Genomic DNA, 21,666 nt, shown 5'->3' with positions numbered 1-21,666 from the left:
ATTACCTACTATCCATTGCAGACGCTCAAACGGTCCGAGTCAATCCCCAGTTTCTCCATGAACGCACAGAATCCCCGCCGTTACGATGGACGGCGGGGATTCCATGATCGGGTTTCCCACAATTGTGGGCCCTGAGGGGCTCGAACCCTCGACCCACGGATTAAAAGTCCGATGCTCTACCATCTGAGCTAAAGGCCCGCATCACCCCACACCACCGAAGTGGTCGAAATGACCTGCCTACATTATCGCATCCTGCCCCGGTGTGCAGAACGCGGCCCCTACCGGCGGTGATGAGGGGCCGGCGGTGAGGTCAGCCAACGGCCGGTTCGACAATCCGCAGTGCCTTCACAAGCCGACGGTACAGGTCATCGCTGGCCAACAGCGCACCGCGGGGACCGCTCGCAGTGATGGCACCATCGATTCCGAGATGTCGCCGGGCTGGGTCGAGGGGGTCCTCTGGGCTCTGCTCTAGAACGGATGGAGCCACCAGGTGAAGGCTGGCTTACCACAGCTCACGGTGTTGCGAATGATCCTGCGCAGTCTTGACGGGGCGGTGGGTCCGAAAGCCGCCCGGGCCGGTGACTCTGGCACTGAGGGAAACGGCAGGAGTATCCTCAGTTCATGAGCGGTAATTACGAAAACCAGAGTCCACGGCACCACAAGCCCAAGCCATTCGCGCCGCTGGACTTTGAAGTTTTCGCCGGCGGTGCAGATCCGTCGCGAGTGTCCGAAGCCGCCCACCTTTCAGCGCATGCTCTGGTCCATCATGGCCGCCTCGCTGACGATCCGGGGATCACCCAGCGGTTGGTCGAACTGGCCGATCAGCAGGGTCTTGAGGCGATCGCCGAAATGTGGGCGGAAAGCCCCGCGCGTTCCCTCCCGGGCGCCCTATGGCGGCTCTACGCGCTCCGCGCCGCCACCCAGCAGGATCCTGAGCGCATTGCCTCCTACTTCGAGTCCGGCAAGGATGTGGCGCAGGTCTCAAATGTCATTGCGGGCGTCGCGGAGCCCCCCGGCGCCGAGGAGGTCAGGTCCATGGCGGACACCATTCTCTCGGGTGCCTTTGAGGGCGAGTTTGACGTGGCGCTGGAACGCTTCGCCGCGTTCTGCCGGGTCATTGCCCTGGGGCAGACCCATCACGCCGACGACGCCGAATCCGTCAACGGCGCGCATGCCGCCAAGTTGACGCGCAATTCCCATCAGCTCATTAAAACCGCTGAAGATCTGGAACATGCGGCGGCGTCATGGCGTCGGGGCGAACTCGACTAGCTGGCGGTGTTTCTGGGGCCAATGTTGACATGAGCGCACCGAGGGAGAACACTGAAAGTGGTGTCGGACTGTGGAACCCCCGGGCTTCAACATTTAGCCGCTTCGAGCGGCCTTCCGCCGAGAGGCGCTCCCGGTTCGGCACCATTTCTGTGTTGTTAGCGCCGAATTCCGGGTAAATGGCGGTGCAACAGGCCGTTCGGACATGGAGTGTCCGGCCAAAATAAGCCTCCACGGGACTGTCGGTTATTCTTAGGCAGCAACTCATGTCCGATGCCCGAGCAGGTTAGGTAGCCCCCCGTGAAGCTTCGCCTCTTTCCGCAGGAGGACGCCGGCCTTGTCCTGCTCTCCGACATGGCGCAGCAACTCGTACTGGGCGTGCGCACCATGTCGGGAATCCTCGGGGCCACCACCCGCGACTACGACCGCCTCGCCGAAGAATTGCACCAGCACGAGGCCAACTCAGCTGAACTGCATTACGCGTTGCTCACCTCTATGCGCAGCAGCTTCGTCAACCCGCTCCCCAGGGAAGACCTCTACGTCCTGTCCCGGCTTTTGAACGAAGCAATCGAGAAGCTCGACGGCGCCGCCGAGCTCATTTCCCTGTACCAGCTCAGCAAGCTGAGCCGCCGGGCCACCGAGCAACTTGAGGTGATCACCCGCCAGTCGGAGCTGACTGCTGCGGCAATGAAACGCCTGAACTCGATGGACGAGCTGGAGGAGTACTGGATTGAAATCCTTCGGCTAGCCAAACGCGCCGAACGCACCCACCGGATCTGGTGCTCGGAACTCCTCAACGATCACAAGCCGCTCGTCTACGCGCGGCACCGTGACGTGGCTAATCAGCTTGTCGACGTCACCAAGGACATCCGCAAGGTGGCTACCCACGTGGGTAGCATCCTCGTCAAGGAATCATAGGTGGACCTGTTCCTCCTCGGCGCCGTCGTGATGCTGGCCGGAGGTTTTGCCTTTCTCAACGGGTTCCACGACGTCTCCAATTCGGTCGCCGCCGCAGTGCGCACCAGGGCCCTGACCCCTACTGTCGCCGTCCTCCTGGCTGCGTTCTTCAACCTGATTGGCGCGCTCCTCGGCACCGGCGTCGCACTCCTGTTCGCCGGGGACGCGTTGAGCGTTCCGCCGGGGAGTGTTGGCCTCGGAATCCTCGTTGCAGGTCTCCTTGCTGCGATTAGCTGGGGTGTTCTTACCTGGTACCGGGGCAAGCCGTCGTCGTCCACCCATGCTCTCATCGGAGGTTTGATCGGCTCCGGCGGGGCATCGACCCTGATCGGGGGCGGGTCAATCACCGATACGGAACATATGTTCCTCCTGCAGATCGCACTGCCACTGATCCTTTCACCCCTGGTGGCATACCTGCTGGCCTACCTGGCGGTATTTCCCGCCATCTGGCTCTTACGGTACAGCCCGCCCCAGAAGGTGAATTCAGGTAGCAGACTGGCGCAGTCGGTGCTGGCGGGGGTCTTCGCGCTGGGTCACGGGCTGCAGGACGGACAGCGGACCATGGCGGTGATCGTCCTGGCCCTCGTGGGCAGCGGCGTCGCAACGGGCACCGGGATCCCCCTCTGGGTGCAGATCTTCGCAGCGGTACTGCTCGCTATCGGATCACTCTTCGGCGGCTGGCGGATTACCCACACCCTGTCGCACCGGCTGGTGCGGATTGATCCGATGCGCGGGATGACGGCCCAGGGCGTCAGCTCGGCAATGCTCTTTATGGGCTCGATATCCCTGTCGATGCCACTCTCCAGCACCCACACGATGACTTCGGCGATCCTCGGTGCGGGGGCCAATCAACGATTTCCCACTATTCGCGGCCGCGAAGTGGTGAAGGTGCTGCTCGTGTGGTTCTCGACGGCGGCGGTGACCGCACTGATCGGCGCGGTCCTTTTCCTGGCGATGAGTCCGCTCCTCTAGACCGGCAAAGCCGGACAGACATGATTCAGCCAAACCGGCCGGAGACGTAGTCCTCGGTGGATTTCTCCCGGGGGTTGTTGAAGATGTCGGCGGTGTTGCCGAACTCGATCATCTTTCCCGGCTTGCCGGTTGCCGCGATGTTGAAGAATGCGGTCTTGTCCGAAACCCGGGCAGCCTGTTGCATGTTGTGGGTGACAATCGCGACCGTGTAGTCGGTTTTCAGCTCGTTGATGAGATCCTCGATGGCGAGCGTGGAGATGGGGTCGAGAGCCGAGCAGGGCTCGTCCATCAGGATAACCTCCGGTGATACCGCGATGGCTCGGGCGATACACAGGCGCTGCTGCTGCCCACCAGACAACCCAGAGCCGGGCCGGTCAAGGCGATCCTTCACTTCGTTCCACAGGTTGGCGCCCCGCAGTGACTTCTCCACCAGCGCGTCGGCGTCGGACTTGCTGATGCGCTTGCTATTCAGTTTGACGCCGGCAAGCACGTTGTCCCTGATGGACATGGTGGGAAACGGGTTTGGGCGCTGGAAGACCATACCGATCTGGCTCCGCACGTGAACCGGGTCAACGGCGTCGTCGTACAGGTCATCGCCGTCGAGCAGCACCTCACCCTCGACACGGGCGCCGGGGATTACCTCGTGCATCCGGTTCAATGTCCGCAGGAAAGTCGACTTACCGCAGCCGGATGGGCCGATGAAGGCGGTGACGGAACTGGCTTCAATGGTGACGTTGACGTCCTCTACGGCGAGAAATTTGCTGTAGTAGACGTTCAAGTCCTTGACGTCGATACGCTTAGACATCTAAATCCTTAGGGGTTGTTCAGCGCCGGTCAGCGGCTGGTTTTGGGGGCAAACATCCGGGCAATCAGACGGGCAACGAGGTTGAGCAACATCACGAGGATGATCAGGACCAGGGCGGCCGCCCACGCGCGCTGGATACTCGGATCGGTGGCGGTTGGCGATGTGGGCGTAATGATCTGGTAGTAAATGTAGGTCGGAAGTGTACTCATCCAACCACCGAAGACGTCAAGGTTGATCCCCGTCGCAAACCCTGCCGTGACCAGGATTGGCGCGGTCTCGCCGATCACCCGGGCGATCGCCAGGGTGACGCCTGAGGCAATACCCGAAATGGCGGTCGGGATGACCACCTTGGTGATGGTCCGCCACTTCCGCACACCCAGGGCGAACGACGCCTCGCGGAGTTCGTTGGGGACAATCTTCAACATTTCCTCGGTTGCCCGCACCACCACCGGGATCATCAGCACCGACAGGGCAGCTGCTGCCACGAAACCTGTCCGGGTGCCGGGCCCGAAGATCAGCCCAAACAGTGCGGCCGCAAACAGGCCTGCAACAATGGACGGGATGCCGGTCATCACGTCGACGAAAAAGGTAATGGCCCTGCTGAGAGGGCCACCTGTGGAGTATTCCACCAGGTAGATGGCGGCCAATAGGCCCACCGGCACCGAGATGATGGTGGCCCACATAGTGATCTGCAGGGTGCCGAGGATTGCGTGGTAGGCGCCGCCCAGCACCGGAGTGCCCTCGGCGACGCTCTGGTTGTCGATGGCGCCCGTGAGTCCGTTCATCGAACGGAACAGGAAGTCACTGGTCATTCCGGGGATGCCGCGCTCCAGCACCGTCCACAGCACCGAGAACAACGGCAGGACAGCGACGATGAACGCGCCGAAAATCAGATAGGTGGCGAGCCGGTCCCGCGCTTTGCGCCCGCCTTCCACCACGGCCGACGCCGCGGTGCCGCCGACAATGAAGAACACTGCCGCAAAGAGGGCCATGGCGACCGGGCTGAACCCGAGCAGTGCCGAGACGGCTGCTCCGAGGATCACTGCCCCAGCCAGTACTGCCCAGATCGACCACCCGGGCAGCTTGTTCTTGGTGAATTGGGAAGGACGCCGGGTCGTGGTTGCGCTACTCATTAGTTGGCACCTGAGAATTCCTTGTGACGGCTGATGATCCAGCGGGCGATCATGTTCACTGCCAGGGTGATGACAAAGAGGACCAGGCCGGCGGCGATCAGCTCGCTCAGGCGAAGACCGAATGCCTCGGGGAAGTTCAGCGCGATTTCCGCGGCGATGGTCTGATTGCCGGTCTGGATCAGGCTGGCGGTCAGTGCGCCGCCGGAAAGGACCAGCGCAACCGCCATCGTCTCGCCCAGGGCCCGACCGAGCCCCAGCATCGCTGCACTGATGATGCCTGGGCGGGCGAAGGGCAGCACCGCCATCTTAATCATCTCCCAGCGGGTGGCGCCCAGCGCCAGCGAAGCCTCTTCATGAAGCTTGGGAGTCTGGAGGAAAATCTCCCGGCTGAGCGAGGTGATAATCGGCAGCACCATGACGGCGAGGACGATACCCGCGGTCAGCATGGTCCGTCCGGTATTACTGGCAGGGCCCTCGAAAATGGGGATCCAGCCGAGGTTCGTTGCAAGCCAGTCATAGGCCAGCGCCAACTGGGGCGCTAGAACCGCGTATCCCCATGCGCCGTAGACCACCGACGGGATGGCCGCGAGCAGGTCGATCAGGTAACCAAACCCCTGTGCGAGCCTGCGGGGCGCATAGTGGGAAATGAACAGCGCGACGCCGATTCCCACCGGTGTGGCGATGATCAGCGCAATCGTGGCTGCGATCACCGTTCCGATGACGATCGGCCAGATATAGGAGACGAATCCGCTGCCACCCGAAATATCGGCCGGGTCGGCGATGAAGGTGGGAAAGGCCTGAACGAGCAGGAAGATTGCCACGCTGAACAGCACGGCGAGGATCAGACAGCCGGCTAACAGACTGGCCGTTGAGAATATTCTGTCCCCTGATTGACCGCTATCGCCATCTCTGCGCAGCGTATTCGGAGACACCGTCTTCGTGGACACTAGTTAACCCTTCGGTGCTGGTACTGGGTTGATCCTGCTTCAGTCGCCGATCGGGCGTCCTCAGCGGTGGGGTTGGTAGCTGCCTACCAGCCTAATGGCTGAGTGCAAAGGACAGCCCCGCCCGGTCTGTAAAGACCGGACGGGGCAAGTCAACCGTGTTAGGAAGCAACCGTGATCGAATCGATGGCGGCCTGGGCCTGCTCGCGCAACGTAGCGGAGATCGGCGCGTTTCCAGCCGAATCTGCAGCATCCGCCTGTCCTTCTTCGCTGATCGCGTAGGAGCCGAAGGCCTTGACCAGGTCAACAGTCTCCTGGTCAGGGTAGGTAGCGCAGTAGACGTGGTAAGAGATCAGCACAATCGGGTACGCGCCGGACTCGGTGGTGTCCCGTGTCAGGTTGAAGGACATGTCAACCTCGGGGGCGCCCTCCACCTCGGCTGGCTCTGCAACCTCGACGGCGAGCGATGCGGCCTCTGGAGTGAGCGCCACATTCTCTTCGCCAACCTTCACCAGAACCTGGCCCAGGTCGCCGACGGCTGAGGCGTCCGTGTAGGTAATTGCCCCTTCGGTGCCGGAGGTGGTCGAAACCACTCCGTTGGTGCCTTGTGCGTTCTCAGCGACGATCTCTGCGGGCCAGTCGCCTGACACCTCGTCCGTCCACACATCTGGTGCTGCTGCTGCAAGGTAGTCGACGAAGTTCTCGGTGGTGCCCGATTCGTCACTGCGGTGGACCACTGTGATGGCCAGGTCGGGCAAGTCGACGCCCTCGTTCTGCGAGACGATTGCCTCGTCGTTCCACTTGGCGATGTCTCCGCGGAACACTGAAGCGATGGTCTCTGCGTCCATGTTCAACTCGTCAACACCGGGCAGGTTGAAGGCTACAGCGATTGGTGCGATGTAGGCGGGGATGTTGAACGCACCCTCAGGGCCACAGACCTCAACGGCCGCGGCGTGCTCTTCCTCATCCAGGTAAGCATCAGACCCTGCGAACTGGACGCCGCCAGCGAGGAACGCCTCGCGTCCGGCGCCCGAGCCGTCAGGGGAGTACTGCAGCGTTGCGTCAGGGTTAGCCGCAGTGAAACCGGACTGCCACGCGGTCATTGCCGCGCCCTGGGAGGAAGCACCAGCGCCGGTCAGGGTGCCGGTCACGGTGCTCTCGACCGAGCCGTTGTCTCCGGTGGTCTCAGCCGGTGCATCGGTGGCACTGTCGGTGCCGCAGGCTGTCAGTGCGAGCGCGGCGACGGAGATTACTGCCGCTGCGCGGCCAAAGCGAAGAACCTTCACTTGATGTTGCCCCTTCCAGGGAGTCGAAAATCAGTGCTGAGGGCACCTATGAAGATGGAAAAGCCGAACTTTTCGGTATGCGTACCTTGAACAAGCTAGGTGCCACAGGTGAAGAGACTGACTGACCAAGGTTAACGGCCGGTGAACGGGAGACGTACAGTTGCAATCAGCCCGTTCGGTAGCCTTGCCAAACCGTCCCAGGTACTGTTCGATTCCCAGTAGTCCGCCGCGACTCGGTGCCCGGGAAACCGGGGCTAGGCTGGGTTCCATGCCGCGGCCATCATTTCCCTCGCGAGCCCGCTCCTTTGTTCGCAACCGGACGCGGGTCGGTTTCCGCCGCAGCTCCAACTCGGTGATCCCCGCCCTCCAGATGACCGTCTGCGCGGTGGGCGCGTATGTCTTCGCTGAACGGGTCCTCGGTCACAGCGGCCCACTGTTCGCTGCGACATCCTCAATGATCGCCCTCGGCTTCACCCGAGACCCGCGTCTTCGGCGGGTGCTGGAGGTCGGCGTGGGCTGCACCCTTGGCATTGCGCTCGGAGACGTGCTGTTGGCCCTGTTCGGTACGGGGATCTGGCAAGCCGCCGTCGTCCTGTTCGTTTCCATCCTGTTGGCCAGGTTCCTGGATAGCGGCACCATTTTCACTACGCAACTGGGCCTGCAGTCCCTGCTCGTGGTGCTGCTCCCGGCTCCCGACGGCGGGCCCTTCACCCGCAGCGTCGACGCGATAGTGGGCGGGTTGTTCGCGCTGCTGATAGTGATCCTTGCGCCCAAGGATCCGCGGAAGGAACCAAAAACCAATGTGCGGGAGCTCCTCGGCGAGCTGTCGGCGGTGCTGCGGGAATCGTCGACGGCGCTGACCCGCAGCGATCCAACGCTCGCCTGGCATGCGCTCATCAAGGCCCGCAACTGCCAGCCCCTGATGGAGGGGCTGTCCGGCAGCATGGGGGCGGCGCAGGAGGTGGCGCGCCTCTCCCCCGCCTACCGGCGGCACCGCCAGGAGCTCGGCGAGCTGAGGGGGTCAATCGAATCGATCGACCTCGCCGTCCGCAACGCACGGGTCTTCACCCGCCGGCTGACGTCGGTGATCAATCATGCGGCGCTCACCGACGAAGCCGTGCAGGAACTGTCCCGGGTTATCGAGGACACCGCCGACGCCGTCGACGTGCTGGGCCGCGCCCTGTCCTCCTCAAGTGCGCCCGAACAGGAGCTCTCCCTCCGGCAGGCGCGTGAGGACCTGGCAGCTGTGGCGACCACTCTCCATCCACGGCTGCTGAAGATCCAGCGGCTGGAAGGTGAGGGGCTGGTGCTGCTGTACCGCCCGCTGATTGTTGATTTGCTGGAGGCGACCGGCCTCCCCCACGACGAGGCCGCCGGGTACCTGCCGAAATTGTGAGTCCGGTCAAGCTGGCGCCTGCGGTAGTGTCCTTGCCGCACCATGTCCCTACCCGCCGGTACGTTAGAGATCATGGCTACAAAGACAGCACGTCCGTCGCGCACTTCTGCCCCCGCCTACCGGTGCGGTGAATGCGGGTGGACGACTGCCAAATGGGTGGGTCGGTGCGGCGAGTGCCAGGCCTGGGGGACGGTCGAGGAGACCGGCCAGACAGTGGCGAGGACAACGCCGGCGGTAGCGGTTGCCTCGCCTGCTCTCCGGATCGCGCAGATCGACGCAACTGCCGCGTCCTACCAGCCCACCCAGATCGGCGAATTTGATCGGGTTCTCGGCGGCGGTCTGGTCCCTGGCGCAGTGATTCTACTGGCAGGGGAACCGGGGGTGGGCAAGTCCACCCTGGTGCTCGACGTTGCGGCACGGGTTGCTCGGCTCGGTAAGGACGTGCTGTATATCACCGGGGAGGAATCGTCGGCCCAGGTGAAGCTGAGGGCCGAACGAATCGGCGCGCTGGCGGAAACCCTCTACCTCACCGCCGAGTCGGATCTGGGGCAGGCACTCGGGCAAGTGGAGCGGCTGTCCCCGTCGCTGCTCATTATTGATTCGGTGCAGACCCTCAGCAGCGCCGCCGTCGACGGCACAGCCGGAGGAGTGACCCAGGTCCGGGAGGTGGCAGCGTCGTTGATCGCCGCAGCGAAAACCCGCGGAATGACCACCATCCTGGTGGGGCACGTCACGAAGGACGGGTCGATCGCCGGGCCGCGTCTGCTGGAACACCTGGTGGACGTGGTGTGCCAGTTCGAGGGCGACCGGCACTCACGACTCCGGCTGATGCGGGCCATCAAGAACCGGTACGGCCCCACCGACGAGGTGGGTTGTTTCGACCTGACCGAGACCGGCGTTGAGGGTCTCGCCGATCCGAGTGGCCTATTCGTGTCCCGGACCAAGGACCCGGTCTCGGGAACCTGCATCACGGTAACCCTTGAGGGGCGCAGGCCCCTGCTGGCGGAGGTGCAGGCCCTCCTCGCCGAGTCCTCCAACTCGCAACCCCGCCGCGCGACCAGCGGCCTCGACAGTTCGCGGGTCGCGATGCTCCTGGCGGTACTCCAGCAGCGAGCCTCGCTGAGCCTACATAAGGATGACAGCTATGTGGCAACGGTCGGCGGGGTGAAACTTAGCGAACCGGCCACCGACCTGGCCGTTGCCCTCGCCGTAGCGTCGGCGAAAACTAACCAGCCACTCGCGGCACGGCTGATCGCCTTCGGCGAGGTGGGCCTGGCGGGTGAGGTGCGGCCGGTCCCCGGCATTGCGCAACGGGTCCAGGAAGCCGAACGGCTCGGCTTCACCCACGCAGTGGTACCCGCCTCCCCCAATGGTCCGGGCCGGGTTCCGGCGGGTTTCAAAGTCCACGAGGTGTCAACGGTGACCGAGGCTCTGGAGCTACTTTTCTAACTGCCCCCAACTCGCCTGCTGCATCCGCTGTAACCGTTACCCATTTGCGACCCTGGCCGGTATCAGGGTTTAGGCTGCGCTCCCACTAGGATGAGAACGGCTGCGCGGGTGCCTGCGCGGCAGGGCCTCGCCCAGCCGGATACCGGTTGGCGACGCCGGTAGCCGGAAGGAAGTGGCAGTGGTTCGCAGCCCAGAGGACGCGCTAAAAGCCACTTTGGCGCGCGTGGCGCCCGGCACACAGTTGCGGGATGGACTGGAGCGCATCCTGCGCGGGCGTACCGGGGCACTGATCGTTCTGGGATTCGACCGCACAGTCGACTCCATCTGCTCCGGTGGTTTCGACATCGGCATCACCTTCTCGCCCACCCGGCTTCGGGAGCTCGCCAAAATGGATGGTGCAATTGTCTGCGACAAGGATGCGAGCAATATCCTGCGGGCCGGCGTGCAACTGGTTCCGGACCACACCATCGACACCCAGGAGTCGGGGACACGGCACCGGACCGCCGAGCGGGTAGCCATCCAGACTGGTCTCCCGGTGATCTCCGTCAGCCAGTCGATGCACATCATTGCCCTCTATATCAACGGCCTGCGGCATGTGCTGGAGGGCTCCGAACCGGTGCTGGCGCGCGCCAACCAGGCCCTCGCTACCCTGGAGCGCTATCGAGCCCGCCTGGACCAGGTCACTGGCTCCTTGTCGGCGCTGGAGATCGAGGCGATGGTCACGGTCAGGGATGTGGCGGTGACCCTGCAGCGCCAGGAGATGGTCCGCCGGATCTCCGAGGAAATCTCCCAGTATGTCCTTGAACTCGGTGTGGATGGCCGGCTGCTTTCGCTGCAGGTCGAAGAACTAACCACCGGTCTTGGTCCCGGCAGCGAAATGGTCCTGCGGGACTACCTCGACCTCGGCAACGCTTCCCTGGTGGTAGAAGAACAGCTCGCGACGTTGCAGGCTTTCAGCTCCACCGACCTGATCGACCTCGGCACCATTGCCAGCGTGGTGGGTTTCAACCCGTCCAATGACTCTCTCGACGCTGTGGTCCAGCCCAAGGGCTTCCGGCTACTGTCGGGCATCAAAGCTGTTCCCCCGGCGGTGGCGAACCGGTTGGTTGACCACTTCGATGGTCTGCAGAACCTGATGGCCGCGAATATTGACGATCTGATGGCCGTCGACGGCATCGGCGAACAGCGGGCGCGCACTGTGCGGGAGGGGCTCTCCCGGATTGCCGAGACGAGCCTCCTCGACCGCTTCATGTAGCGGTTATCGCAGTTCGAGGGTGACTTCGTCGCTGGTCCGTTCGCCGAGAGACACACTCACGGCGTAGAAACCGGGCGTGGGGTCCGCCTCGACCGCCTCGCAACCCGGGGCGCTGCGGTTCCGTTCCCAGCGGAAGTTGGCTTCCTCCGACCCTCCCGGCGGGATATCCCGGTTGAGGTCCTCGGCGCCCTCCTGGCAGTCAAGGGACGAGAAGATCCGGTCCTCGCCACTGGTAACCAGGAACTCCATCTGCGAGGTCCCCACGTTCACCGGGCAGGCCACGTCGCCGGTATTCGTTACAGTCAACGTCAGGACCGGGTTCTGTTCGGGTGCGTAGTCCTGTGCGTCCGTCGATGCGCTGACCTCCACCTGGTCGGGGTCACAGGCAGGGTCCGACGGCGCTGGCTCGTCGGTGGGCCCGGCCGCCTCAGCCGGCGCGCCCGACTGGCCCGCCTCTGCCGCTGGGTCGGCCGACGCCGGCGCGGACCGGGCCGGTCCGCGGGGAGCCGATCCGGCATCGGCGGTATCCTGTGCGGTGGCGATCAGCCCAGCGATGAAAGTCCCCAACCACACCAGCGCACCGAGGACAATTAACGTCAGGACCAGCACCACCAACCGGCGGCGGCGGTACACCCGCGGGCTGGCCCGGGGCGCGCCAGACGGGCGTGACGGCCTGTCCTGCGGCCCGCCTCGCGAAGGGCCACCGTGAGAATCCATGACTTAAGGCTAGAGACTGAACCGCCGGATACCTGTGACCCCACGCCGGTCAGTACAGTATTGATGGTCACCTATCAGTTGAGGGTCACCTATCAGGAGGGTCGATGCACCAGGTTCCACCAGCGCAGCTCCATCGGGGCATCATTGGCTGGTTCGACGTCAGGGCCCGGGACCTACCGTGGCGGGGACCCGACCGCACCCCCTGGTCGGTGCTGGTGAGCGAGTTCATGCTCCAACAGACACCAGTAGTTCGTGTCCTGCCCGTTTTCACCGAATGGCTCTCCCGCTGGCCCACCCCGGCGGATCTTGCCGCGGCACCCTCCGGCGATGCGCTGAGACACTGGGGGCGGCTGGGCTATCCGCGGCGAGCGCTTCGCCTGCACGCGACCGCCGTCGCCGTCGTCGACCACCACGACGGCGAGGTGCCCGGCACAGTTGACAAGCTCCTCACGCTACCGGGCGTGGGCACCTACACGGCGGCGGCGGTGGCAGTGTTCGCCTTCGGGAGGCGCGAGACGGTAGTGGACACGAACATCCGCCGTGTCCACGCGCGGCTGGTCGGCGGGGATGCTTTGCCTGCGCCGGCGCTCACCGCGGCAGAGCTGCGCCGGGCAGCCGATCTGCTGCCCGACGACGTCGCCCAGTCAGTGCTGTGGAACGCGGCGGTAATGGAACTAGGTGCGTTGGTCTGCACCGCCCGGGCCCCCACGTGCTCCCGGTGCCCGGTGCTCGATGCCTGCGCATGGGTGGCCGCCGGCAGGCCGGAACCGCACTACGTTCCCAAGGGCCAGGCGTGGGCCGGGACCGACCGTCAGGTGCGCGGCGCGATGATGGGGGTGCTCCGGGACGCAGCCGTGCCGGTGGTCAGGGAGTTGCTGGTCAACGTGCCCGTAGATCTCGCTTTGGAGTCCGCCGCAACGCTGACCCCACTGATGAAGCTGCACAACCTGAACGCACCGAAGGATCAGCTGGAACGGTCGTTGGAGAGTCTCGTCAAGGACGGCCTCGCCCGCGATACCCCAGCCGGGATCACGCTTCCCGGCTGACGCCGCCCGCCGTCGGGTCTCCGGATCTGCGGGTCAGAGCTCACCGAATCCGGCAGTGACCTCGTTGCCGATCTGGTCGATCGCTTTCTGCGCGTCTGGGCCGGCAGCCAACGCCGTCAGCACCTTGCCCTGCCCGAGCCCCAGACTCATCAGCAGCATCACCGATTTCGCGTCGACGCCGTTCACCGTTACCTCCGCGTCGAGTTCGCTCATCGCGCGAGCCAGGGTTGCCGCCGGGCGTGCATGGAGCCCCATCGGGTTGGGCAGCTCCCACGACCCTTCCGCCGACGGGCCGCTGGTTGACGGCGCGGTCAGGGCATCCCCCGGCGCTGCGGCCGCGTGGCTGACAAAAGGTTCAAGGACTGTGGGATCCAACGCAACGATCGCCGACTCGGCGGCCCTGGATACCTCGTCCACGTCAGCACCGGTCTGGGCTTCGACTGCCGCAGCGACCGCACCTTCCACCAGGGCCGCCCTGGCAAGCCTGACCCGCCCCCGATGATCACCGTCGAGGAACTCCAGCGCCATCTCGGCGGTCATGACCGCCGACCCCAGGTCTGTCAGGATCACGACGCCGTGTCCCTGATCGGCCACCGAGATCGCCTCAAGTACCTTCTCAAAACTGGTGCCGATCCTTGACACCCCCGATTCGTCCTCCACCCCGCCCGCAGGGACCAGCTCGACGTCAGCCGCCATCTGCCGGGCGAGATCGCAGACGCCCTCGGCAATCTTCGAACTATGCGACACGATCACCAGACCAACGTTCACCACTGGCCACCGGCCGCGTCGACTGCCGCCTGCAGGATCAGCCCCGTCGAAACGGCACCCGGATCGAGATGGCCGGCGCTGCGTTCACCGAGATAGCTGGCCCGTCCCTTTCGGGCAATCAGAGGTTCAGTGGCCGCGGCCCCCGCGTTGGCCGCGTTGGCGGCGGCGACGAGGACCTCGGTCACCGATGCCCCCGCCAGCGCCGCCGTCCCCGCCGCTTCCACGGCCGGGGTCCACGCATCCACCATCGTTTTATCGCCTGACTCCGCCTTGCCGCGGGCCACCACGCCATCTCGTGCCGCGGTCAGCAGCCCGACGACGTCGTCGGGACCCACCTCCCGGACATCACCCAACGAGGCTGCCGCCCGCAGGAACGCTGTCCCGTACAGCGGCCCAGCCGCACCCCCCACCGAGGACATCAAGGTCATCGCGGCGAACTTCAGGCCGGCGGCCGGGGTGGCTGGGTCTTCGCCGTCGTCGAGCTTTTTCACTACCGCAGAGAATCCGCGGTCAAGGTTCTCACCGTGGTCGGCGTCGCCGATCGCCCGGTCCAGGTCGATCAGGTGTTGCCGGTGCTCGCCGACCACGCGGGCGCTCTCGCGCAGCCAGGCGACCACCCATGCCGCGGTGAGGGTTGTCGGGGTTCCTTCAACCACGCCTAGACTCCCCAGCGCAATGCCGCGGTCAGGACTGGCGAGTCCCACAACTGGACCATCTCGTCGTCGAGGCGCAGGACGGTGATTGAGGCGCCCTGCATTTCGAGTGCCGTGATGTAGTTGCCGACCAGGGAACGTTCGACAACAATCCCCTGCTCCTCAAGGAGTTGGCGGGCCCGCCGGTAGACAATGTACAGCTCACTGGCAGGGGTTCCTCCCATTCCGTTGACGAACAACAACACCCGTTCGCCACTGTCGACCTGCAAATCGGCAAGAATCGGTTCCAGTAGCCGCCCGGTGATCCCGTCGGCGTTCTCCATCGCGATGCGGTGCCTGCCGGGTTCCCCGTGAATGCCGATGCCGATCTCGATTTCGTCGTCGGTCAGGTCAAAGCTGGGCTGCCCGGCGTGCGGGACTGTGCAGGCGGCCAGCGCCACCCCCATCGATCTGACATTGTCGATGACGCGTTGCGCAACGGCGGTCACCGAGTCGAGATTGTCGCCACGCTCGGCGGCAGCGCCAGCGATCCGCTCGACGAGCACCGTCCCGCCGACGCCGCGCCGGCCGGCGGTGTAGAGCGAGTCCTCGACAGCGACATCGTCGTTCACCAGGACGCTCCGCACTGTCACACCTTCGGCTTCGGCCAGCTCGGCGGCCGTCTCGAAATTCAGGACATCGCCGGTGTAGTTCTTGACGATATGAAGCACTCCCGCTCCCCCGTCGACAGCCGTGGTGGCGGGGAGGATCTGGTCCGGGGTGGGTGAGGTGAACATGGCTCCCGGCACGGCGGCATCGAGCATGCCCAGCCCCACGTAACCTGCGTGTAGCGGCTCGTGGCCGCTACCCCCTCCCGAGACCAGCCCCACCTTCCCCTGCCGCGGCGCATCCCGCCGGGTAATGAACAGGGGCTCCGGATGAACGCTGACCAGATCGGCATGAGCAGCCCCAAACCCCTCGACGGATTCGGTGACTACCTGCTTGGGGTCATTGATTAGCTTTTTCATGGCGGCTCCTCGGTGGAAGGACACAGGACTTAGGGGTACTACCGGCCCGCCTGACCTGCTGGCCGTTTCTGAACCATACCCTTCGGTCAGCCGCTTGCCTATAGGCTGAGCAACTGCCTTAACTGACTGTGGGAGAGACCCGGGCCTGAGCCCGGTCCCTCCCACAGCACTAATCCTTCGGTAAGTCTCACTAGCAACTGAATGCGGAGCGGATACCTGATGGATCAGATCTAGCGGTTGTCGCCCTTGAAGGCATCCTTGACGTTCTCGCCAGCGTTCTTGATGTCGCCGGAAGCCTGGTCCTTGTGACCGTCGGCTTCCATCTTCTCGTTGCCGGTGAGCTTGCCGAGGCCTTCCTTGATCTTGCCGCCCAGCTTCTCGCCGGTGTTTGCTGCCTTATCGTCTGCACCCATAGTCTGACCTACTTCCGCTCGGTGTGTCGGGCGCCGGTTCCGGAACCCGCTTACGCATCGTCATAGATGCCAAGCTCCCTTAGCGTATCTATTCTGCCGCCGGTATGCCACCCGTAGCACTGCGATCGTCGAGCTTTCGGATCATTCGGGTGTTGCCGAGGGTATTGGGTTTTACCCTGGCAAGGTCAAGGAACTCCGCCACCCCCTCATCGTGGGAGCGCAGGAGCTCCGAGTACACGGCCGGGTCAACCGCAGACTGGTCTGCCATCACCTGGAATCCCCTGCGCTGGAAGAACTCCACCTCGAAGGTCAGGCAAAAGACGCGATCGACGCCGAGTGCCCGGGCGTCGTCGAGCAGTCGTTCCACCAGCGCGGTACCAATTCCCCGGCCCTGCGCGGTGCGGGAGGTGGCGAGGGTGCGGATCTCCGCCAGGTCCTCCCACATGACGTGCAGCGCGCCGCAGCCGAGCACGCCGTCGTCGTCCTCCGCGATACGGAACTCCTGCAGGCCCTCGTAGTAAGCGACGGTTTCCTTGGCCATCAGCACCCTGCTGTCGGCGAGCGGAGCCACGAGCGTCTTGATCACCGGGACATCGGAGGTGCGGGCGGGCCGGATTCTGAAAGAGGAACTCACTAGGGCAGTCTACAAAGTCCTCGACGCCCGTACCGTTACAGCCCCAGCTCGGGTGGGAGGGTGGTGGGCTGATCCAGCACATGATGAGCCAGGAAGTGACCGACGACGCCGTACCAGACCTTCGCGTGTTGCGGTTTGAGGATCCAGTGGTTCTCGTCGGGGAAGTACAGGAAGCGATGCTCGGTGCGACCCTGGTCATCGACGGCCAACCGGGACCGGGAAAGCAGCTCATACCAGAGCCTGAGACCCTCCCCGATGGGTACACGGTAATCCTTGTCGCCATGGATCACCAGCAGGGGAGTTGAGATGTTTTCCACGTGGTGATGCGGTGAATTTTCGGCAGCCATTTCCGCGGTCATCTCCTTCTCCCAGTAGTAGGAGGCGTCAGTGGTGGGCCCGAACTGATCGAGGGCCCACAGGCTGGCGTGGGTGACGATGGCGTTGAACCGGTCGGTGTGCCCAGCGATCCAATTGGCCATGTAACCGCCAAACGAGCCACCCATTGCCGCGGTGCGCGTCTCGTCGATGTCACCGCGGACGACGACGGCGTCGGTGGCCGCCATGAGGTCGGTGTAGGGCGTCTTGCCCCACCGGCCCCAACCGCGGTCAATCATGTGCTGGCCGTAACCGGTCGACAGCGCCGGATCGGGGAGGAGCACTGCGTAGCCCTGGGCGGCAAGTAGCCAGGGCGACCAACGCCAGGTCCACGCGTTCCAGGACCCGAGCGGACCACCGTGGATCCAGAGCAGCAGTGGGGCCGGGTGGGAGGCATCCGCGTCCGCGGGAAGGACCAACCAGGACCCAACTTTTTGTCCGTCATCGGCTGTGGTGTGAACTCGTTCGAGCCGCCCCGGGAGAACGGGCCGCTCCACGGGCCCGGCCAGCTTCTCCACCGACGAGTCAGCGAGATTAATGCTGACCACCTCGGCGGGAAACGCGTAGGAGCTGCGCAGCGCATAGGCGGTACCCCCATCGGGGGCCACCACGACGTCGGTGTAGGCGGCCTCATCGCGGGTCACCCTGGTCACCTGCCCGGTGTCGACGGCGATACAGAAGACCGGGCAGGCCCCCTCCTCGTCGGCCGTCGCGAGCACCGCGCTGCCGTCCGGTAACCAGGCGGCAGGCGACGGCCAGCGGTCCCAGTCCCCGGCGAGCGGGGTGAGCTCCCCTCCGGTGACGGGCAGTAGCCCCAGCGTCTGCTGGGGCGAAATCCCGGCTGTGGTTCGGCGCGCACGATGGACCACCAGGGTGGTCCCGTCGGGGCTGATCGGCCCGGGTGAAAAGTCGTAGGCCGGGTCGTCCAGGAGCACCGTGCGCTGCCCTGTCGCCACCTCGATCCGGGCGAGGACGCTGCGGCGGTCCCCTCGTCCCACCGGAATGCTCAGAGACGTCACCACGAGTGAGCCGTCAGGGCTGACGACCTGCTGCGCGTTGCGGAGCGCCACCCCTGCATGTGGGGTGATGTCACGCAGCAGCGCCGCGGACGGAGTACCGATCGCCACCGGTTCGGGCTGGAGCGACGCGTCGCTCTCCAGCGCGAAGTAGCGCGGTTCGGCCGGTCCCAGGTCGGCGTCCCAGTAGCGAACCGGGTACCCGGAGTGAAGGATGGCCCCCACCTTCGCATCCTTGCGCTGGGTACGGCGTTCACCATCGTCCGTCTCGTCGGTCGAACCGGCGAGGACGTCAGCAATGAGGATTGCTGAGTCCACGGTCGCGGCAGTGAGGATGCCGTTGACTCCCCCCACACGGGAGTGCACCACTCGTGCCTCGCCGCCCGCGGCGGGCAGCCGCCAGAGGGCACTGGCGGTGTCCTTGGCCGAGTCGCCGTCAGCACGCTCCGGATCGGGGCGGACCGAGGTGAACAGTAGGTCCCACCGGCGAGGAACCCGGCCCCGGACTCGCCCTTGGCGCTGCGGGTCAGCCGGCGGGCGGGCTTCACGCCAGCCGGGTCAACCTCCCAGAGGGCGGTGGCGTACTCAGTGGACTTGGCATTCAGGGTTGCGACGGCGGTCACCAGACGGGACCCGTCCGGGCTCAGCACCAACGAACCAAGGCGGGGAATCGCGATGAAGCGGTCCAGGTCGTGAAACGGGGTTTCGGGCTTCGCCGTGGCGTTCAATTCCGGTTCGGGTGTCATGGCTCCATCTTTACCATCGGGAGTGGTAGGGATCAGCATGACTTCTCTGAGAGAGTAATAGGTTGCTTCAGGCACACAAGCTGGAGATGGGTCGAGTGGTCACCTCCTTAAACGCCAGGAGGCCCCGGGTCTGCGCTCTCACGCCGACCGGAGGCCTCCTACTGACACCTTCAGGGCATCACCCAACAATCTATTCGGGAACTGTCGCCTCAATGGCGGCCGGCGCATCCTCGATTTCCTTCGGGGCGCCATGGCCGACGAAGGTGAAGCGTGCTTCATCTCCCTCACCCTCAATGTCCACCGAAACCAATTCGCCGGACTTAAGTTCGCCAAAGAGAATCTTCTCGGACAGCTGGTCCTCGATCTCCCGCTGGATGGTCCGGCGCAGTGGCCGGGCACCCATTGACGGATCGTAGCCGCGAGTTGCCAGCAGTACCTTGGCCGCGGGGGTGAGCTCAATGCTCATATTCTTGTCAGCCATCCGCTTCCCCAACCGCTCCAGGAACAGGTCGACGATCTCGACAATCTCGTCCTGGGTGAGCTGCGGGAACACCACTGTGTCATCAACACGGTTGAGGAACTCGGGTCGGAAGTGCTGCTTGAGCTCCTCGGTGACCTTCGCCTTCATCCGGTTGTAGGTGGTGGTGGTGTCAGTGCCGGACTGGAATCCGGTCATGACACCCTTCGAGATGTCGCGGGTACCCAGGTTGGTGGTCATGATGATGACGGTGTTTTTGAAGTCGACCACCCGGCCCTGGCTATCGGTCAACCGGCCGTCCTCAAGGATCTGGAGGAGCGAGTTGAACAGGTCGGCGTGTGCCTTTTCGACCTCATCGAACAGCACCACCGAGAACGGGCGGCGCCGCACCTTTTCAGTGAGCTGACCACCTTCTTCGTAGCCAACGTACCCTGGGGGCGCACCGAACAACCTGGATACGGTGTGCTTCTCCGAGTATTCGGACATGTCCAACGTAATCAGGGCGTCTTCGTCACCGAACAGGAATTCGGCTAACGCCTTGGCCAGTTCGGTCTTGCCAACCCCGGTGGGGCCGGCGAAGATGAACGATCCGCCCGGACGCTTGGGATCCTTCAGGCCTGCCCGCGTGCGACGGATCGCCTGCGAAATGGCCTTGATGGCATCGTTCTGGCCGACTACCCGCTTGTGCAGTTCGTCTTCCATCTTGAGGAGCCGCGTCGATTCCTCTTCGGTCAGCTTGAAGACCGGGATGCCAGTGGAGTTGGCGAGTACCTCAGCGATGAGTTCCTCATCGACCTCGGCAATGTCATCAAGGCCGCCGGACTTCCACCGGCGCTCCTTCTCCATTCGCTCGTCATGAAGCTTCTGCTCCTTATCGCGCAATGATGCTGCGCCTTCGAAGTCCTGCGCGTCAATCGCCGACTCCTTTTCCCGCTTGACGTCGGCGATGCGGTCGTCAATTTCCTTCAGCTCCGGCGGCGCGGTCATTCTGCGGATGCGCAGGCGCGCGCCGGCCTCGTCAATCAGGTCAATCGCCTTGTCCGGCAGGAACCGGTCCGAAATATAGCGTTCGGCAAGGGTTGCTGCCGCGATCAGCGCCTCATCGGTAATCGAGACACGGTGGTGCGCCTCATACCGGTCCCGCAGGCCTTTGAGGATCTCAATGGTGTGCGCCACTGAGGGTTCCTGGACCTGGATCGGCTGGAACCGGCGCTCCAGGGCGGCGTCCTTCTCAATGTGCTTGCGGTATTCGTCAAGAGTGGTTGCACCGATGGTCTGGAGCTCACCACGGGCAAGCATTGGCTTCAGGATCGACGCTGCATCGATTGCGCCTTCGGCGGCTCCCGCACCCACCAGGGTGTGGATCTCATCGATGAACAGAATAATGTCGCCGCGGGTGCGGATTTCCTTGAGCACCTTCTTGAGGCGTTCCTCAAAATCTCCGCGGTACCGTGAACCCGCGACGAGGGAACCAAGGTCAAGGGTGTAGAGCTGCTTGTCCTTGATGGTCTCGGGTACGTCGCCGCGGACTATCGCCTGGGCAAGTCCTTCGACTACTGCCGTCTTACCGACACCGGGCTCGCCAATCAGGACGGGGTTGTTTTTGGTGCGACGGGAGAGGACCTGCATGACGCGTTCCATCTCCAGTGCCCGCCCGATCACTGGGTCGAGTTTGCCCTCGCGGGCGGCCTGGGTGAGGTTGCGTCCAAACTGATCGAGGACCACCGACCCTGCCGGCGTCCCCTCCTGCTGCTGGCCACCCACGGACGCCGGTTCCTTGCCCTGGTAGCCGGAGAGCAGCTGGATGACCTGCTGGCGGACACGGTTGAGGTCAGCGCCGAGCTTGACCAGTACCTGCGCCGCGACACCCTCACCCTCGCGGATGAGACCAAGCAGGATGTGCTCGGTGCCGATGTAGTTGTGACCCAGCTGCAGGGCTTCCCGCAGCGAAAGTTCGAGTACCTTCTTGGCACGGGGCGTGAACGGGATATGGCCGGACGGTGCCTGCTGGCCCTGGCCGATAATCTCCTGAACCTGCTCTCGGACGGCGCCGAGAGAGATGCTGAGGGACTCAAGCGCCTTTGCGGCGACGCCTTCTCCCTCATGGATCAGACCGAGCAGAATGTGCTCGGTGCCGATGTAATTGTGGTTGAGCATGCGGGCCTCTTCTTGGGCCAGCACAACAACACGACGGGCGCGGTCGGTAAATCTCTCAAACATGGGGCACACTCCTAGCTAACGCGTAATTCGATGCTACGTGTCCTGCCCGGCCTTTTGGAGCGTGTTCGCCACAGGCGAGATATCACACCGACCCGAGACTGCGCCCAACGGTGCGCAGCCTGCCATCCTT

Annotated in this window: 19 protein-coding genes, 1 tRNA gene and 1 pseudogene; 8 read left to right on the top strand and 13 right to left on the bottom strand. The window is 64.2% G+C overall.

Annotated features, from left to right (window positions below; genetic code table 11):
* Positions 1-125 precede the first annotated feature (125 nt).
* Positions 126-198, bottom strand: a tRNA-Lys gene (locus ACX80O_RS11215).
* A 64-nt stretch (positions 199-262) separates the two neighbouring features.
* On the opposite strand from ACX80O_RS11215, the gene ACX80O_RS11210 reads away from it, so the two are divergent.
* From ACX80O_RS11210 to ACX80O_RS11195, 4 genes are all read left to right on the top strand, one after another.
* Positions 263-472 (top strand): hypothetical protein, encoded by a 210-nt coding sequence (locus tag ACX80O_RS11210; RefSeq protein WP_459333487.1) that lies wholly within the window; start codon positions 263-265, stop codon positions 470-472.
* A 149-nt stretch (positions 473-621) separates the two neighbouring features.
* Positions 622-1,269, top strand: a complete 648-nt coding sequence (locus tag ACX80O_RS11205) for a hypothetical protein (protein WP_459306058.1) — start codon at positions 622-624, stop codon at positions 1,267-1,269.
* Positions 1,270-1,566: 297 nt separating this feature from the next.
* The gene (locus tag ACX80O_RS11200; RefSeq protein ID WP_459333486.1) at positions 1,567-2,184 is read left to right on the top strand and encodes a DUF47 domain-containing protein; all 618 of its coding nucleotides are present in this window, start codon (positions 1,567-1,569) and stop codon (positions 2,182-2,184) included.
* Positions 2,185-3,195: an inorganic phosphate transporter gene (locus ACX80O_RS11195; protein ID WP_459333485.1), complete on the top strand. Its 1,011-nt coding sequence runs from the start codon at positions 2,185-2,187 to the stop codon at positions 3,193-3,195.
* A 25-nt stretch (positions 3,196-3,220) separates the two neighbouring features.
* On the opposite strand, the gene pstB is transcribed toward ACX80O_RS11195, so the two are convergent.
* The 4 genes from pstB to pstS all read right to left on the bottom strand — a co-directional run bounded on the left by pstB (position 3,221) and on the right by pstS (position 7,363).
* On the bottom strand, positions 3,221-4,000 hold the full coding sequence (gene pstB / locus ACX80O_RS11190) for a phosphate ABC transporter ATP-binding protein PstB (RefSeq protein WP_459306064.1): 780 nt from the start codon (positions 3,998-4,000) through the stop codon (positions 3,221-3,223).
* 29 nt (positions 4,001-4,029) lie between these two features.
* Positions 4,030-5,133, bottom strand: coding sequence for a phosphate ABC transporter permease PstA (gene pstA, locus ACX80O_RS11185; protein WP_459306066.1), 1,104 nt, complete (start codon positions 5,131-5,133; stop codon positions 4,030-4,032).
* Positions 5,133-6,050, bottom strand: coding sequence for a phosphate ABC transporter permease subunit PstC (gene pstC, locus ACX80O_RS11180; RefSeq protein ID WP_459333507.1), 918 nt, complete (start codon positions 6,048-6,050; stop codon positions 5,133-5,135). The genes pstA and pstC overlap by 1 nt, the downstream gene beginning before the upstream one ends.
* A gap of 188 nt (positions 6,051-6,238) precedes the next feature.
* The gene (gene pstS, locus ACX80O_RS11175; protein ID WP_459306067.1) at positions 6,239-7,363 is read right to left on the bottom strand and encodes a phosphate ABC transporter substrate-binding protein PstS; all 1,125 of its coding nucleotides are present in this window, start codon (positions 7,361-7,363) and stop codon (positions 6,239-6,241) included.
* A 268-nt stretch (positions 7,364-7,631) separates the two neighbouring features.
* On the opposite strand from pstS, the gene ACX80O_RS11170 reads away from it, so the two are divergent.
* The 3 genes from ACX80O_RS11170 (at position 7,632) to disA (ending at position 11,463) form a co-directional block, all read left to right on the top strand.
* On the top strand, positions 7,632-8,759 hold the full coding sequence (locus tag ACX80O_RS11170) for an FUSC family protein (RefSeq protein ID WP_459333484.1): 1,128 nt from the start codon (positions 7,632-7,634) through the stop codon (positions 8,757-8,759).
* A 72-nt stretch (positions 8,760-8,831) separates the two neighbouring features.
* Complete coding sequence (radA, locus tag ACX80O_RS11165; RefSeq protein WP_459333483.1) at positions 8,832-10,208, top strand: DNA repair protein RadA; 1,377 nt, start codon at positions 8,832-8,834, stop codon at positions 10,206-10,208.
* 178 nt (positions 10,209-10,386) lie between these two features.
* Positions 10,387-11,463: a DNA integrity scanning diadenylate cyclase DisA gene (gene disA, locus ACX80O_RS11160; RefSeq protein ID WP_459306073.1), complete on the top strand. Its 1,077-nt coding sequence runs from the start codon at positions 10,387-10,389 to the stop codon at positions 11,461-11,463.
* Positions 11,464-11,466: 3 nt separating this feature from the next.
* On the opposite strand, the gene ACX80O_RS11155 is transcribed toward disA, so the two are convergent.
* Complete coding sequence (locus ACX80O_RS11155; protein ID WP_459306075.1) at positions 11,467-12,180, bottom strand: hypothetical protein; 714 nt, start codon at positions 12,178-12,180, stop codon at positions 11,467-11,469.
* Positions 12,181-12,284: 104 nt separating this feature from the next.
* On the opposite strand from ACX80O_RS11155, the gene ACX80O_RS11150 reads away from it, so the two are divergent.
* Positions 12,285-13,226, top strand: coding sequence for an HhH-GPD family protein (locus ACX80O_RS11150; RefSeq protein ID WP_459333482.1), 942 nt, complete (start codon positions 12,285-12,287; stop codon positions 13,224-13,226).
* A 33-nt stretch (positions 13,227-13,259) separates the two neighbouring features.
* On the opposite strand, the gene dhaM is transcribed toward ACX80O_RS11150, so the two are convergent.
* From dhaM to ACX80O_RS11115, 7 genes and pseudogenes are all read right to left on the bottom strand, one after another.
* A complete protein-coding gene (gene dhaM, locus ACX80O_RS11145; protein WP_459333481.1) occupies positions 13,260-13,973 on the bottom strand; it encodes a dihydroxyacetone kinase phosphoryl donor subunit DhaM in 714 nt (237 codons plus the stop codon).
* A 17-nt stretch (positions 13,974-13,990) separates the two neighbouring features.
* On the bottom strand, positions 13,991-14,650 hold the full coding sequence (dhaL, locus tag ACX80O_RS11140) for a dihydroxyacetone kinase subunit DhaL (protein WP_459306081.1): 660 nt from the start codon (positions 14,648-14,650) through the stop codon (positions 13,991-13,993).
* A gap of 2 nt (positions 14,651-14,652) precedes the next feature.
* On the bottom strand, positions 14,653-15,654 hold the full coding sequence (gene dhaK / locus ACX80O_RS11135; RefSeq protein ID WP_459306083.1) for a dihydroxyacetone kinase subunit DhaK: 1,002 nt from the start codon (positions 15,652-15,654) through the stop codon (positions 14,653-14,655).
* 230 nt (positions 15,655-15,884) lie between these two features.
* Positions 15,885-16,067, bottom strand: coding sequence for a CsbD family protein (locus ACX80O_RS11130; RefSeq protein ID WP_459306084.1), 183 nt, complete (start codon positions 16,065-16,067; stop codon positions 15,885-15,887).
* Positions 16,068-16,155: 88 nt separating this feature from the next.
* The gene (locus tag ACX80O_RS11125) at positions 16,156-16,701 is read right to left on the bottom strand and encodes an amino-acid N-acetyltransferase (protein WP_459306085.1); all 546 of its coding nucleotides are present in this window, start codon (positions 16,699-16,701) and stop codon (positions 16,156-16,158) included.
* A 35-nt stretch (positions 16,702-16,736) separates the two neighbouring features.
* Positions 16,737-18,838, bottom strand: a pseudogene (locus tag ACX80O_RS11120) (S9 family peptidase).
* Between the two features lie 190 nt (positions 18,839-19,028).
* Positions 19,029-21,536: an ATP-dependent Clp protease ATP-binding subunit gene (locus ACX80O_RS11115; RefSeq protein WP_459306088.1), complete on the bottom strand. Its 2,508-nt coding sequence runs from the start codon at positions 21,534-21,536 to the stop codon at positions 19,029-19,031.
* Positions 21,537-21,666 lie beyond the last annotated feature (130 nt).

This window comes from Arthrobacter glycogeni (genome assembly GCF_054511155.1).
The sequence above is the reverse complement of the archived record's forward strand: the minus strand, read 5'-3'. Positions and strand labels throughout refer to the sequence as shown.

Bases quoted from the DNA above. Each gene is read 5' to 3' on its own strand.
- pstA (WP_459306066.1), bottom strand. From the start codon at position 5,133: ATGAGTAGCGCAACCACGACCCGGCGTCCTTCCCAATTCACCAAGAAC.
- ACX80O_RS11170 (WP_459333484.1), top strand. From the start codon at position 7,632: ATGCCGCGGCCATCATTTCCCTCGCGAGCCCGCTCCTTTGTTCGCAAC.
- ACX80O_RS11115 (WP_459306088.1), bottom strand. From the start codon at position 21,536: ATGTTTGAGAGATTTACCGACCGCGCCCGTCGTGTTGTTGTGCTGGCC.
- ACX80O_RS11150 (WP_459333482.1), top strand. From the start codon at position 12,285: ATGCACCAGGTTCCACCAGCGCAGCTCCATCGGGGCATCATTGGCTGG.
- ACX80O_RS11205 (WP_459306058.1), top strand. From the start codon at position 622: ATGAGCGGTAATTACGAAAACCAGAGTCCACGGCACCACAAGCCCAAG.
- pstB (WP_459306064.1), bottom strand. From the start codon at position 4,000: ATGTCTAAGCGTATCGACGTCAAGGACTTGAACGTCTACTACAGCAAA.
- dhaK (WP_459306083.1), bottom strand. From the start codon at position 15,654: ATGAAAAAGCTAATCAATGACCCCAAGCAGGTAGTCACCGAATCCGTC.
- ACX80O_RS11155 (WP_459306075.1), bottom strand. From the start codon at position 12,180: ATGGATTCTCACGGTGGCCCTTCGCGAGGCGGGCCGCAGGACAGGCCG.
- radA (WP_459333483.1), top strand. From the start codon at position 8,832: ATGGCTACAAAGACAGCACGTCCGTCGCGCACTTCTGCCCCCGCCTAC.
- ACX80O_RS11130 (WP_459306084.1), bottom strand. From the start codon at position 16,067: ATGGGTGCAGACGATAAGGCAGCAAACACCGGCGAGAAGCTGGGCGGC.